We start from the raw sequence: 13,274 nt of genomic DNA, 5'->3' as shown, positions 1-13,274 counted from the left end.
TCAGCCGAGGTAGCGGCCCGCGTACCAGGGTGCGGCCGGGTCGAGCATCACGTTGACGATCGACGGTGCCTCGGACGCGAAGGCGCGGTCGAGCGCGGGGCCGAGCTCATCGGGCGTCTCCACGAACAGGCCTTCGCCGTCGAACGCCGGCGCCATGAGCTCGTAATGGCGGACGCCCAGCGGTACCCACGACGCGCTCCAGCCGCGGTTGTTCATCACGATCGTGACGATCGGCATGCCGTGACGGGCAGCCGTGTCGAGCTCCATCGCGTTGAAGCCGAACGAACCGTCGCCGACCATCCACACGACTTGTGAGTCCGGCCGCGCCGCGGCCGCACCGATCGCATATCCGATGCCGTGTCCGATGGTCCCTAGCGTGCTCATGGCCGGGTTGCGTCCGGGCAGGTATGCCGGGATCGCCGCGTCCACGAACATCAGCATGTTGCTGGCGTCGCCGACCACCGTGGCGTCGCGGTCGAGGCGAGCGGCGACTTCCGCGCACATGCGGAACGGGTGCAATGGCACCGCGTCGGACTTCCCGAGCTCGGCCCGGCGAGCCGCGAGCTCGGCGTACTGCGCCTGGATGCGTTGCACCCAATCGTCGGTGGGCAGGCGCGGGACGAGATCTCCGAGCGCAGCGAGCACGACGCGCGCGTCGCCGAGGATGGGCACGGTCACCGGGATCCGGTTCCGGCCAAGCTCCCCAGGGTGGATGTCGACCTGGATGAGCGCGTCGAGGTGCGGGAAGTTGGCGAACCCGAAGAAGTAGTCCAGCTGGGTACCGACGACGAGCAGCACGTCGGCCTGGAACACGAGGTTCTGCCAATCGCGTCCCACGCACAGCGGGTGGTCGTCGGGCATCGTGCCGCGACCCTGTCGGCGGGTGGCAACCGGGATGCCCCGCTCTGCCAGCGCTCGCAGCTCGTCGGCCGCGTCGCTCCACCACACGCCGCTGCCGGCGACGATGGCCGGGCGTTGAGCACCCGCGAGTAGCGCGGCCGCTTGTTCCACCAGCGCGGGTGTAGGTCCGACCGCGCGCTGCGCGCGACCGATCGGCTCCGGGAACACGATGCCGTCCTCGTCGATCTGCGAGTGGACGAGGTCGATCGGGATCTCGAGGTACACGGGGCCCGGCCGGCCGGTCACCGCTTCCTTGAACGCAGCCGCGACGTACTCGGGGATCCGGTCGAGCTGATCGATGCGGCGAGCCCACTTCGTCACCGGCCGGACGATCGCGAGCTGGTCGAGCGTCTCGACCTCGCCGCTGTCCGCGCTGCGCACGCTCGCCGCGCCGGCCAGGACAACCATGGGGGTGCCGTTGTGGTTGGCCGTCGTGATGCCGGTGAGCGCGTTCGTCACGCCAGGTGCGGCGGTCACCGCGCACACTCCAACCTGGCCGGTGGCCAGCGCGAAACCCTCCGCCGCGTGCGCCGCCACCGCCTCGTGGCGGGTGTCGATGATCTTGATGTCGTGTCGTGGTGCCGCCCACCAGATCGGGTTGATGTGACCGCCCGGAAGCCCGAACAGGTGGGTGACGCCCTCGCGCGCCATGGCACGCACGAAGAGCTCCCCGCCGTCGATGCGCGCCATCAGGCCGATGCCAGCAACTCGTTGAGCGCGGCTCGCACGACGTCGCTGCGCTCGGGCACGGGGGTCTCGTCATTCAAACGGGCGAGGTGCACCACGTGCTCGCGGTCGATCTCGTACTCGCGCGCGACCACATCGATCACCGAGCCGCCGTGCTGGGGATGCAGCACGGCGATCGTGCTCGAGTAGAAGGTGATCTCGTGGTAGCCGGCGCAGACCATCATCCAGCCGAGCACGCAGAAGCCGCCGTCGCCGAGCAGGATGCCCGCGTTCAGCTGTTGCGGCAGCGTGTCGCGCACCCGCTCCAGCCGCTTGACGTTCACAGCATCTTGGGGACGTGCGGGCCGCCACCCACATAGATCGTCTCTCCCGAGAGGAACGATGCGCCTTCCGACACGAGGAACAGGATCGGATATGCGATCTCCTCTGGGCGTCCGGCCCGGCCCACGGCGTTCGAGCGTCCACCGACGTCGTCGGGGTCGCGCCCGATGCGCTGCATCTCCTTCACGAAGCCCTCGGACGCCACTGCACCCACCGCAACGCAATTCACGCGGATGCCGTGCGGACCCAGCGCGCCCGCAAACGTCGCGGTGAGGTTGTTCACGCCGGCCTTGGCTGCGCCATATGGCGCGACGTAAGGCAGGCCGAGCTGGCTCGCGCCGGATGAGATGTTCACGATGTTCCCCCGACCACGCTCGAGCATGTGCTTGGCCGCGGCTTGACTGAGCAGGAACACGCTGCGCAGGTTCAGGTCGAGCATGTTCGCCCACCCGTCGAGGGTCCAGCTCTCGAGCGGGTACGAGTGACTGCCGCCCGCGTTGTTCACGAGGATGTCGATCTGGCCGAACTCGTCGATCGTCGCGTCGATGAGCGCCTGGCAGTCCTCGGGCTTGCGCACGTCGGTCTGCACCACGAGGGGCGTGCCTCCGCGCTCGCGGACGTCGGCCGCGACGGTCTCGAGGTTCTCGGTCTTGCGGCTCGCAAGCACGACGGCCCGAGCACCGAAGTCGGTGAAGACCAGCGCCGTGGCCCGCCCGATCCCGGTCCCCCCGCCCGTGATGACCGCAACCTGCCCGCTCAGATCGAAGACGTTGCTCGCGTCCGGCACGCCCGAGATTCGACCCGTCCGTCAACGCGCGCGTCAACTCCGCGGGTCATGGGGTTCCTGCCCCGCCCAACTACTCGAAGGAGCGCTTCTGGCGGTCGAGCTCGGTGGTGACGGCGGACGCGAAGTCGGGCTGCCAGGGCATCTCGCGCAGGCTTGCTTTGATCGCGATCGCGAGATCGCGGGGGAGCTCGCTGACCCGCGTCGCCATGGCCACTGCGTCATCGAGCAACGCGTCGTCGGCAACGCAACGCCAAGCGAGGCCGATCTCCGCGGCGCGACGGCCGTCGACACCCTCGCCGAAGAGGGCGATCGCCGCCGCGGCGTGCGGGCCGATGGCCCGCTCGAGCATCCAGGTGTGCCCGCCGCCGGGGTGGATTCCGATCTTGGTGAAGCCGGGCTCAAACCGAGCCGACTCCGCGGCGAGGATCAGGTCGCAGCACATCGCGAGGTTGAACCCGGCCCCGACCGCGAACCCGTTCACCGCGGCCACCGTCGGCAACGGGCAGTCGCGCACGGAGAGGAAGCCCTCGTAGATGTTGCGAACCTCGCTCGGATCAGCACCGCGGTCCACACGCAGCTGCGCGAGGTTCGAGCGGTCAGCACCAGAGCAGAACGCCGGCGGCGCGCCCGTGACCACGAGCGCGCCGACGTTCTCATCGGCTTCCGCGGCGGAGACCGCCTCGACGATCTGCTCGACCATGTCGAAGCCGAGCGCATTGCGCTTCGGCGGGTCATCCAACATCAGTACGGCAACGCGGTCGCGGTGTTCGACGACGAGAGGCACCAGCGTCAGTCTCGCACGACCGCGGGTGCGCGCCAGAGGAACGTCTCGGGTTCGCGCTCGTAGCGGTACTCGGGCGCGTCACCCACCGTCAAGTGCAGCCGGAGCCACTGCGCGAAGTCATCGACTGCGGATGCGGTTGTGTGCGTGAATCGGAACCCAGCGCGCTGGTAGCGCCAAGTGTCGACCGCGCGTCCGTAGCGAAGCACGCGCAGCATCTCGCTCGGGATGGGCGCGAGGCGGAGGCGACGCAGCGGCTCGACCGCCCACGCGGTCAGCAGCGGCGGTAACGGCACACGGCGCTTCCCTGACACCGCGCACACCTCGCTCCACGGCATGATGCCGTCACCGGCCACGTTGAACACGCCCGGCACCTGGTTGACGGTCGCGAACACAACCGCCGCCACCGCGTCGTGCTCGTGCAGGAACTGGAGTCGCGGGTCGAACCCGAGGACCTCCGGGACGACGGGCAGCTGGAGCACGCGGGAGAACGCTGATTCCACGTCGGCGCCGAGGACATCGGCGAAGCGCAGCCGGGTGACCATCACCCGCCGGTCGTCTTCGACGAGCTCGCTGACCATGTCGTCGGCCTCGACGAGCGAGCGTTCGAGTCTGTCGCTCGGTGGTCGCTTCCGGGGGGTGTCCTCGCGGAACCAATAGGGATCTTCGAAGGTCGACCCGTACACGTGCGTCGAGCTCTTCACGATGAGCTTGCGGACCTCGCCGGCCGCGGCCGCGGCGAGCAGGTTCGCGGTACCGATCACGTTCGTCTCGTGGAGTGCTCGCCGCCCAACCTGACTGGAGTCGGTGATCGTGTGCAGGTGCAGGATCGTGTCGACCCGAGCGGCCGCCACGATGCGCTGGAGGAGCGAGTACGTCGGGTCGACGCGCACGAACTCGGTCGTGGCGAGGGCGAGCTCGGGCTCGTCGGTGTCGACGCCCACGACGAGCTCGACCGACGGCTCCTGCTCCAGCGCAAGCGCGACGCGCGATCCCCACACGGAACCGAGCCCGGTCACGAGGACTCTCATCCGAACCACACGCTTCGTCGGTGCCGCACCATGTCACGCACTTCTTCCTGGATGGACGCCCGGATCGCCTCGGCGTGCTCGACCACGATCGAGCGGTTGTACCGCTCCTGGTTGCTGGCCACGTCGAACGTGACCGGCGGAAGGACGCGCAGGCGGAACTTCGACGGCAGGGGCACGACGAGTCCGAGCAATGGACCGAACACGAACTGGTTCGCGGTCACCGGGAAGTACGGGACGCCGATGAGCCTCGCCAGCGTCGGGCTCTTCCAGATGATCGGCATAGCCTCCTCGTTGCCGACGATCGCGACGGGCACGATGGGCACGCCCGCGCGCATCGCGATCTCCACGAAGCCGCCCCGACCGAAGCGTTGGAGCTGGTACCGGTCGCGCACATGCTTGCCGGTCCCCTTCGTGCCCTCGGGGAACACGAGCACCAGCTGCTGCTCGTCGTGCAAGAGGCGATACGCGTTGTCCGGGCTCGCGGGCACACCACCGGTGCGAGACCACAGTGTTCCGACGACGGGAACCGATCGGAAGCGGTTGTCGGCGAGCCCGTAGACAGGTCGGCCGAACTCGGACTCGACCCCGTGCATGATGACTGGCGCGTCGGAAGGGATCGCCCCGCCGTGGTTAGCGACGAGCAGCGCGCCCCCTTCGCGTGGGATGCGCTCGAGCCCCTCCCACTCGACACGGAACCAGCGCCGGTAGACGGGGTCGTAGAGGCGGCGCGCGAGCGCACGCATCCGCTCGCTGCGGCCCCACCCGTCCACGTCACCGCGGCGCAGCTCGCGGTCTTGCGCGCGGCTCGGCGGCGCGACGGGCACGAGGTCACCGCCCGTCGTGGTCGTGCCGAGCACATTGGCCCAGACGTCCGTGGGAGAACCGGTCTCGGTTGGCGCGTCGGCCACGGGCCAAGTGTGGCCCGCGGTGCGCCGCCGGGCGCAATCGGTGCCCCGGTCTGCTCATCGTCTCATCGCGCCCGTGACCTGCCAGTTCGGGCCTGCGTAGCGCGCGACGAGCGCGACGCCGCGCGCCGCGAACCAGCACGTCAACGCGCCCCACAGTGCGAGCACGCCCGCGTCGGCCAGGGTCACGCCCACCGCCAGGGGGGCGAACACGCCGAACGTCGCGCCGACCATCGCGAGCGCGAGGAAGCGCTGGTCGCCCGCTCCGATCAGCACACCGTCGAGCACGAACACGATCGCGTTCAGGGGTTGCAACGCGGCGACCACCAGCAAGAGCTGGAGAGCGAGATGGCGGACGTCGGGATCGTCACTGAAGCCGCGAACCACCCAGGTGGCCGCCGCGGCCACCGCGACCGTGAGAACGAGCCCGAGGGCCACGCCCCACTCGATGAGGCGGCGCGCGGCAGCTCGGGCTTGCGCTGCGTCGGACGCCCCGAGGAAGCGGCCGACCATCGCCTGGCCGGCGATCGCGAGCGCGTCGACCGACAGCGCGAGGAAGAAGAACGTCTGGAAGGCGATCTGGTGGGCGGCGACGTCGTCGTCCCCGATCCGGGCGGCGAGGTTCGTGACCGCAAGGAACGTGGCCAGCAGGGACGCAGTGCGCAGGATGAGCGGACCGCCGACCACGGCGGTCTGGCGCATGCCGACACTTCGCGGCCGGATCGACGCGCCCTCGGTGCGCGCCGACCGCGTGACGATGACCACGTACGCCACCGCAGCGCAGAGCTGTGCGGTCACCGTGCCCCACGCTGAGCCCTCAATGCCCCAATCGAAGCCGAAGACGAACACGATCTCGAGCACCAGGTTCAGTGCGTTGGACGCGACCGCGATCACCAGCGTTGTTCGCGTGTCCTGGAGACCGCGCAGATACCCGGTGGCTGCGAGCGTCATGAGCAACGCGGGAGCGCCGATCATGCTCACCCGCAGGTACGTGATCGCGAAGGGGCGTACCCGCGCCGATGCGCCCATGGCGTCGACGATGTCGGGGGCGAGCAAGACGCCGACGATCATCACCACGACGCCTAGGGCGAGCGCGAGCCACATGCCGTCGATGCCGAGCTGGGCCGCGGTGCGGCGGTCGCCGGCGCCCACGCGCCGCGCCACCGCCGCGGTCGTCGAATAGGCGAGGAAGTTGCACACGCCGAACGCAGCGGTGAGGACGGTGCCGGCGATGGCGAGCCCGGCGAGCGGACGGGTGCCCAGCTGGCCGACGATGGCGGTATCGGCCAGCAGGTAGAGCGGCTCGGCGGCGAGGGCCCCAAACGCCGGGAGCGCCAGCCGGAGGATCTCCCGGTCATGCGGGCTGCGCCCGAGGGGCCGCATCAGTTGACGGTAGGCGTCAGATGCCTGTCATACCCGGGTGCGATGGTGGGTCCATGGGCGGAGAACCCCAGCACCCCGGCAACGGGGGGCCCGTACTGCGCTTTGCCGACACGGCAAGGCGCCTCGGCGCTGCAGCGCGCGCGGCGGGTCTCGTCGTGCCCGCGTTCCGTTGCCCGCCGCGGGTTCCGGGGGCGCGCCGCACCGTCCGCCGGTTCCCAGGCGGTTCGGTGGTGTCCGTCACGCTCAAGGGCCGCACCTTCGGCGACGTCGCCACCGACATGGTCGAAGGCGTGCTCGTCGTGAACAAGCTCGAGGGCGAGGCCGCCCAGCGCTTCCGCACCGCCCTCTCCGACGCGGCGGGCCTACCCTCGGTGGAGGCCCGGATGGCGGAACGGCAGACGCGAGCGGCTTAAAACCGTTTGTCCGTAAGGACGTGCAGGTTCAAATCCTGCTCCGGGCACGCAACGCTGCGGTCAAGCGCTTGGTTCAGCCGGGCGGTCGATGCCGTAGACGCGCACGTCGTGTCCGCGCAGGTCGATCGTGCGCTCGAAGCGCTCGCCCAGGCGATGGGCGACGGCGATGGAGCGCGTGTTGTCGGGGGCGATGAGGCTGATCACGCGGTCAGCCTCGAGCTCGCGCCACGCGTGCTCGAGCGCCACTGCACCGCCCTCGGTCGCGTACCCGCGACTCCAGACCGAGCGGTCGAGCGCCCACCCGACTTCGAGTCCCGGCCAGCCGCTCGGATGGTGCAAGCCGATCCGTCCCACCATCGCGCCGGACGAGCGATCTTCGACCGCCCAGGTGCCGAAGCCGCGGAGGACCCAATGGCCGGTGAACATGGCCATGGATCGCCACGCGTCCTCGCGGCTCAACGTGGATCCGTCGCCGATGTGGAGCATCACCTCGGGATCAGCGCACATGCGCGCGTACGGGTCGAGGTCTTCGTCGCGCCACGCGCGCAAGAAGAGCCGCTCGGTCTCGAGCGTCGGTGCGCCCACGGGCCTACTCCGCGGCGGGAACGGGTTGTGGCGGGGGTGGCCCGACGTAATGCGCGCTCGGTCGGATCAAGCGGTTGTCGGCGGCCTGCTCGAGGATGTGCGCGGTCCACCCGATGACGCGACTCGACGCGAACGTCGGGGTGAACATCTCCGGCGGTACGCCGCACGCGTCCATCACGATGCCGGCGTAGAACTCCACGTTCGTGTACAGCTTGCGGCCGGGCTTGAGCTCGGCGAGGAGGTCGATCGCCTTCTGCTCGACCTGCTTGGCGAACTCGACGTTGTCGCCACCGAGGCGCTCGGCAACGCTGCGGAGCATGACCGAGCGCGGGTCGTCGGTCTTGTAGACGCGGTGACCGAAGCCCATGAGCCGGTCGCCGCGCTCGATCGCGTCGCGAATCCAGGGCTCGGCCTTGTCGATGGTCCCGATGTCCTCGAGCATGCCGAGCGCGCGGCTGGGTGCCCCGCCGTGAAGCGGCCCAGACAGCGCGCCGATGCCGCCGACCACCGCCGCCGCGAGGTCGGCGCCAGTCGACGTGATCACGCGGGCCGTGAACGTGGATGCGTTGAAGCCGTGGTCGATCGTCGAGATGAGGTACTGCTCGACGGCGCGGGCGTGCTCCGGATCCGGTACCTCCCCCTTCATCATCGTGAGGTAGTTCGCTGAGTACGGGAGATCGGGGTCGGGCTCGATCACCGGGAGCCCGTGCTTCAAGCGGTACAAGGCGCACAAGAGACTCGGGACCGCCGCGCACACACGCAATGCCTGCTCACGCAGCTCCGCCGCGCTCACGTCCAGCGAGGGCCCGAACCCGAGCGCGGCGCCCATCAGCGAGACGCTCGTCCGCAGCTGGTCGAGGGGCGGCGCGTCGGGCGCGCTCTCGGCGATCCGCGGAAGCGCCGCGAACACTGGGGGTGGGATCACGCGCAGTGGTGCGATCTCGCGCATGAACGCGTCGCGCTCGGCGCGCGAGGGCAGCTCGCCCTCGTACAGCAGGTACCAGACGTCTTCGAGCGACCGGGTCTCGGCGAGCTCCACGGCGTCGTACTGGCGGTAGTGGTAGAAGCCCTCGAGCCCGCGCACGTCACCGATCGCGGTCTCGGCGACGACCACGCCCTCGAGTCCGCGGGGGAGATCCTGGGAAAGGTGCTCGGCCGGTTGGATCTGTGCGATGCGCATGAGGTCGCGCATCGAGACGATCCCGACCAGCTTCCCGTCGTCCACCACCGGGATGTGCCGGTAGCCGTGCTCGGCCAGGCTCGTGAATGCCGCGGTGGCCTCGGCGTGGGGCGCGACCGAATCAGGGTCGGGCGTCATCCACTGCTCAACGAGGTCGGTCCCGGTCGCGCGCGCCGCGGCCAATCGCACGAGGTCACGCTCGGTGAGGATGCCGACCGGACGATCGCCTTCCACCACGACGACCGAACCAACACCCTGCTCGCGCATCCGGTTCGCGGCGTCGGCGACGGCTTCGTCGGCCGTGGCAGTGACGACCGGACGGCTCATGATGTCGGCGACGGTCCGCACCCTGCCGTCTGCTGCTGCCGCCATCGGTACTGCAGGCTATCCGGGCCTGCTGTCGGCGCGCGATGATCTCGCGCCTGGGGGACGGAGCAGAGGAGTCACGCGTGTCGGAGATCGACGAAGCCCTGGAGCCGGGATCGCCCCCGCACGCCCAGGAGCGGTTCGAGCTGCTCCAGGAGAAGCTCGTGCCGCTCTGGAAGTCCATCCGGTCGATGAATCAGGACGAGCAGACGATCGTCGTGATCCCGTCGATGACGCTCGAGGGATCACTCAAGAGCAGTACGGCCGTGGCCAGTTCGTCACAGCCCTACGAGGAGCGATTCCTGTTCCTCCTCTTGCTGTTGCGTCAGCCAAAGGCGCGGCTGATCTACGTCACCTGCGAGCCGATCCTGCAAAGCGTCATCGACTACTACCTCGACTTGCTTCCAGGGGTGATCCCCAGCCACGCGCGACCGCGCCTCTTCTTGGTGCCCGTGCATGACGCCTCGCCCGGTCCGTTGTCCAAGAAGCTGCTCGACCGTCCCCGGCTTCTCGAGCGGATTCGCTCGCTGATCCCTGACCCGAACCGTGCCCACTTGGTTCCGTACAACACGACGGAGCTCGAGCGTGACGTCGCGGTTCGTCTCGGCATCCCGATGTACGGAGCCGACCCGCGGCACTTCACCTTCGGCACGAAGACCGGCTGTCGACGCATCTTCGAGGACGAGGGCGTGTCGCACCCGCTCGGCGTCGAGGATCTCTGGACGATCGACGACGCGATCGACGCCATCGCCGACGTGCGCGCTCGCAAGCCGGCCATGAGCCAGGTCCTCATCAAGCTCAACGAAGGGGTTTCGGGCCATGGCAACGCGCTCATCGATCTCGCCGGGGTGCCCGAGCCTGGCTCCGCGGGTGAGAAGGACGCGATCCGCCGCGCGCTGGAGGGCATGCAATGCGAGCTGGCCGGCGCCACGTTCGCGCAGTACGCGGAGAAGCTGGAGGTGACCGGAGGGATCGTCGAGGAGCTCATCCAGGGGAAGGACTTCGAGAGCCCGAGCGTGCAGCTGCGCATCACGCCGCTCGGCGATGTCGAGCTGCTCTCGACGCACGACCAGTTGCTCGGCGGGCCGAGCGGCCAGACCTACCTCGGGTGCGTCTTTCCGGCGAACCCTGGCTACGCGCGGGCGATCACCCGCGAGGCAGCCAAGGTCGGCAAGCGCCTCGCGAAAGAGGGCGTCATCGGCCGGTTCGCGCTCGATTTCATCGCGGTGCGCAACGACGCGAACGAGTGGGAGACATACGCGATCGAGATCAACCTCCGCAAGGGCGGGACGACCCATCCGTTCCTCACGCTTCAGTTCCTCACCGACGGCACGTACGACGCCGAGACCGCCACGTTCACGGCCCCGTCGGGGACGCAGAAGTTCTTCGTGGCGAGCGACCACGTCGAGTCGCCGTTGTATCGCGGGCTGACACCCGACGACCTCTTCGACATCGTCGTGCGCAACGGGTTGCACTTCGATCACTCACGCCAGACCGGGGCGGTGTTCCACATGCTCCGGGCCCTCGGCGAGCGTGGGTTCTTCGGTCTGACGGCCGTGGGCGACTCGCCTGATGACGCGCGCGCGATCTACGACCGGGCCATCGAGGTCATCACCAGCGAGGCGGCCGAGGCGATGGCCGAGCGACCGCTCCCCGAGGTTTGATCGTTCGGCGCGCCGTCACGCCGACGCGCCGTGTCTACCTTCTCCGGCACCAAAGCGCTCCACGCCGGCGCGGAAGTCGCTGCCCTTCAGCAGCGCGATTCCGTGCTCGTGTTCGTTGCGAAGCGCTTCGTCGAGTGCCATCCCCGCCTGCTCGTAGGTCGAGGCGCGGTCTTCGCGCATGCATGCCTGGGGGAGTCGGGCCAGCTCGTGCGCGAGTGCGACCGCAGCCTCGAGCGCGCCACCCGATTCTGCGAGCCGGTTCGCGAGGCCCATGGTCATGGCTTCGTCGCCCGACACACCACGACCGGTGAGGATCATGTCGAGCGCACGACTCATGCCGATGAGGCGCGGGAGGCGCACCGTGCCACCGTCGATCAGCGGCACGCCCCAGCGCCGACAGAAGACGCCGAACACCGCATCGCGGGCCGCAACGCGAAGATCACACCACAACGCGAGCTCGAGCCCGCCCGCAACGGCAAAGCCCTCGACCGCGGCGATGACGGGTTTCGCCAGCAGCATCCGCGTGGGCCCGAGCGGCCCTTCACCAGCCGACAGTGAGCGCGGGTCGACAGGCTTGCCGTCCTCGCTGCCGTCCCACCCCTCGAGGATCGCTTTCAGATCGGCGCCCGCGCAGAACATGCCGTCCGCGCCGGTGAGCACGGCGACCGAAAGCCCGTCGTCGGCTTCAAATGCTCGGAACGCGTCGGTGAGCGCCGTCGCCGTCGGTCCGTCGACCGCGTTGCGGCGCTCGGGGCGGTCGATCGTCACAACGAGAACGGGGCCGTCCGACTCAGTGTGCACGGTCATCTCGAACCTCCGGTGCTCATCGGATCTCGGGATGCGACGAGGTGCGCGGTCTCGTTCACGGTGGCGACGCTCTTCTCACCCGACCGCGCGGCGCGAACACAGCTGATCGACGTGTACTCGGGATGGAACCACAACAAGCGATCGATGCCAAGCACGTGCGCGAGGAACACGTTGATCACGCCACCGTGCGTCATGACCGCGACACGCTGGCCGGCATGCCGCGCGATCAAGTCGTCGAGCGCAGGCACCACCTGGCGTTGGAACTCGTGTGGGTCGATCCCGCCGACGTCGGCCCAGCGCCCTTCGATCGTGGCGTACCAACGCTCGTCCTTGGCCTCGCGCAGCTCCTCGATCGGGATGTAGTGACCGGCGGTCGCGTCGTACTCGGATACGCCGGCGTCGATTTCGGCTTCCACGCCGAGCGCGGCGGCGAGCGGCACCGCCGTCTCCCGCGCTCGCCGCAGCGGGCTCGTGACGACCGCGTCCACGCCCTCGGCGGCGAGCCACGCACCCACTCGCGCAGCCTGGTCGTGGCCGCGCTCCGTGAGCCCCGGGTCGGCCGGGCCCTCGACCTCACCTTCCTCGATGCGCACAGGCTCGCCGTGCCGCACCAGCAGGAGCTCCACTACGCCCGCTCTCGGCGCTGCGCGCCGGGCCGCTCAACTCCACTTCGGCGAACGGCGAGCGGCACCGCACGGGTACCTGCGGCGCGAACAGTCGCCTCCATCAGGCTGTCTCGGAGAGCGAGAACCCGAGGGCGGCTTCGAGCTCGGCGAGCGCCGCGTCGACACCAGCAACCTTGATCGTGGTCATGCCCATCGCGCGCGCTGGCTTGAGGTTCACGCCGAGATCATCCAGGAACACGGCTTCGGTCGGTGACACGGCGAGCTCTGAACACGCGAGCTCGTAGATGCGAGGGTCGGGCTTGCGGAGGCCGACCACCGACGACTCGATCATCACGTCGAACACATCGGACAAGCCGGGAACGCGGTCCTGCATACCGGCGCCGTCATCCGCGACCCAGTTGTTCGTGAGCGCCGCCGTCTTGAGGCCTTCCTCTCGAATCCGCGCGATCGCCGTGAGCATCGCCGGATGCCCGCCGCCCTCACCACCTTGGAGCGCGGCGAACATGTCGGCCGCGCGCACGGCTTCGCCAGCGACCGCGCATTCAGCCTCGAAGGCGATCGCGAACTCCTCGAGCGCGACCTCGCCTCGTTCCAGGCGTGCCCACGCGCCGTCCTCGTCGCTGCCGATGATCACGTCGCTGATGAAGCGGTGGGGAAGACCGACGCGGCGCTCGTACTCACGAAACCCGTCAATCGGAGACGGGAAGACCACACCGCCGAGGTCGAAGATCACGGCCCGGAAGCGCATCGACGCGCACGCTACCGTGCGCCGGTGAGCGACCTCGGTGCGTGGCGAGCGTCCCGGAGGGCGGCGCCGGGTATCCCGGCGCCGAGCGAG

14 protein-coding genes, 1 tRNA gene and 1 pseudogene are annotated in these 13,274 nt (G+C 69.3%); 3 read left to right on the top strand and 13 right to left on the bottom strand.

Annotation, left to right across the window (positions count from 1 at the left end):
* From WEE69_10000 to WEE69_09970, 7 genes are all read right to left on the bottom strand, one after another.
* Positions 1-1,590: a thiamine pyrophosphate-binding protein gene (locus tag WEE69_10000; GenBank protein MEX1145624.1), complete on the bottom strand. Its 1,590-nt coding sequence runs from the start codon at positions 1,588-1,590 to the stop codon at positions 1-3.
* Entirely contained in the window at positions 1,590-1,910 is a 321-nt protein-coding gene (locus tag WEE69_09995) for a hypothetical protein (protein ID MEX1145623.1), read from the bottom strand. Before WEE69_09995 ends, WEE69_10000 begins: the two co-directional genes overlap by 1 nt.
* Positions 1,907-2,695: an SDR family oxidoreductase gene (locus WEE69_09990; GenBank protein ID MEX1145622.1), complete on the bottom strand. Its 789-nt coding sequence runs from the start codon at positions 2,693-2,695 to the stop codon at positions 1,907-1,909. The genes WEE69_09995 and WEE69_09990 overlap by 4 nt, the downstream gene beginning before the upstream one ends.
* A 70-nt stretch (positions 2,696-2,765) precedes the next feature.
* Complete coding sequence (locus tag WEE69_09985) at positions 2,766-3,479, bottom strand: enoyl-CoA hydratase-related protein (GenBank protein MEX1145621.1); 714 nt, start codon at positions 3,477-3,479, stop codon at positions 2,766-2,768.
* A 5-nt stretch (positions 3,480-3,484) separates the two neighbouring features.
* Positions 3,485-4,507: an NAD-dependent epimerase/dehydratase family protein gene (locus tag WEE69_09980; protein ID MEX1145620.1), complete on the bottom strand. Its 1,023-nt coding sequence runs from the start codon at positions 4,505-4,507 to the stop codon at positions 3,485-3,487.
* Positions 4,504-5,415, bottom strand: coding sequence for a lysophospholipid acyltransferase family protein (locus WEE69_09975; protein MEX1145619.1), 912 nt, complete (start codon positions 5,413-5,415; stop codon positions 4,504-4,506). Before WEE69_09975 ends, WEE69_09980 begins: the two co-directional genes overlap by 4 nt.
* 54 nt (positions 5,416-5,469) lie before the next feature.
* Positions 5,470-6,795 carry an MATE family efflux transporter gene (locus WEE69_09970; GenBank protein MEX1145618.1) on the bottom strand — a complete coding sequence of 442 codons (1,326 nt, stop codon included), beginning with the start codon at positions 6,793-6,795 and terminating at the stop codon, positions 5,470-5,472.
* Between the two features lie 53 nt (positions 6,796-6,848).
* On the opposite strand from WEE69_09970, the gene WEE69_09965 reads away from it, so the two are divergent.
* Together WEE69_09965 and WEE69_09960 are read left to right on the top strand one after the other, a co-directional pair.
* Complete coding sequence (locus tag WEE69_09965) at positions 6,849-7,208, top strand: hypothetical protein (GenBank protein ID MEX1145617.1); 360 nt, start codon at positions 6,849-6,851, stop codon at positions 7,206-7,208.
* Positions 7,173-7,255: transfer RNA gene (locus WEE69_09960), tRNA-Leu, on the top strand. The genes WEE69_09965 and WEE69_09960 overlap by 36 nt, the downstream gene beginning before the upstream one ends.
* Before the next feature lie 13 nt (positions 7,256-7,268).
* Here WEE69_09960 and WEE69_09955 read toward each other — a convergent pair.
* The 3 genes and pseudogenes from WEE69_09955 to WEE69_09945 form a co-directional block, all read right to left on the bottom strand.
* Entirely contained in the window at positions 7,269-7,793 is a 525-nt protein-coding gene (locus WEE69_09955; GenBank protein MEX1145616.1) for a GNAT family N-acetyltransferase, read from the bottom strand.
* A gap of 4 nt (positions 7,794-7,797) precedes the next feature.
* Positions 7,798-8,973, bottom strand: coding sequence for a citrate synthase/methylcitrate synthase (locus WEE69_09950; GenBank protein MEX1145615.1), 1,176 nt, complete (start codon positions 8,971-8,973; stop codon positions 7,798-7,800).
* Between the two features lie 3 nt (positions 8,974-8,976).
* Positions 8,977-9,300: pseudogene (locus tag WEE69_09945) on the bottom strand (CBS domain-containing protein).
* A 122-nt stretch (positions 9,301-9,422) separates the two neighbouring features.
* On the opposite strand from WEE69_09945, the gene WEE69_09940 reads away from it, so the two are divergent.
* The gene (locus WEE69_09940) at positions 9,423-11,003 is read left to right on the top strand and encodes a peptide ligase PGM1-related protein (GenBank protein MEX1145614.1); all 1,581 of its coding nucleotides are present in this window, start codon (positions 9,423-9,425) and stop codon (positions 11,001-11,003) included.
* Between the two features lie 15 nt (positions 11,004-11,018).
* Here the strand turns inward: WEE69_09940 and WEE69_09935 are convergent, their stop codons facing one another.
* From WEE69_09935 to WEE69_09925, 3 genes are all read right to left on the bottom strand, one after another.
* Positions 11,019-11,810 carry a crotonase/enoyl-CoA hydratase family protein gene (locus WEE69_09935; protein ID MEX1145613.1) on the bottom strand — a complete coding sequence of 264 codons (792 nt, stop codon included), beginning with the start codon at positions 11,808-11,810 and terminating at the stop codon, positions 11,019-11,021.
* Positions 11,807-12,436 carry a histidine phosphatase family protein gene (locus WEE69_09930; protein ID MEX1145612.1) on the bottom strand — a complete coding sequence of 210 codons (630 nt, stop codon included), beginning with the start codon at positions 12,434-12,436 and terminating at the stop codon, positions 11,807-11,809. The genes WEE69_09935 and WEE69_09930 overlap by 4 nt, the downstream gene beginning before the upstream one ends.
* 100 nt (positions 12,437-12,536) lie before the next feature.
* The gene (locus WEE69_09925) at positions 12,537-13,184 is read right to left on the bottom strand and encodes an HAD-IA family hydrolase (protein MEX1145611.1); all 648 of its coding nucleotides are present in this window, start codon (positions 13,182-13,184) and stop codon (positions 12,537-12,539) included.
* Positions 13,185-13,274: the final 90 nt, after the last annotated feature.

Source organism: Acidimicrobiia bacterium, from assembly GCA_040881685.1.
GTDB lineage: Bacteria > Actinomycetota > Acidimicrobiia > IMCC26256 > PALSA-555 > SHVJ01.
The sequence above is the reverse complement of the archived record's forward strand: the minus strand, read 5'-3'. Positions and strand labels throughout refer to the sequence as shown.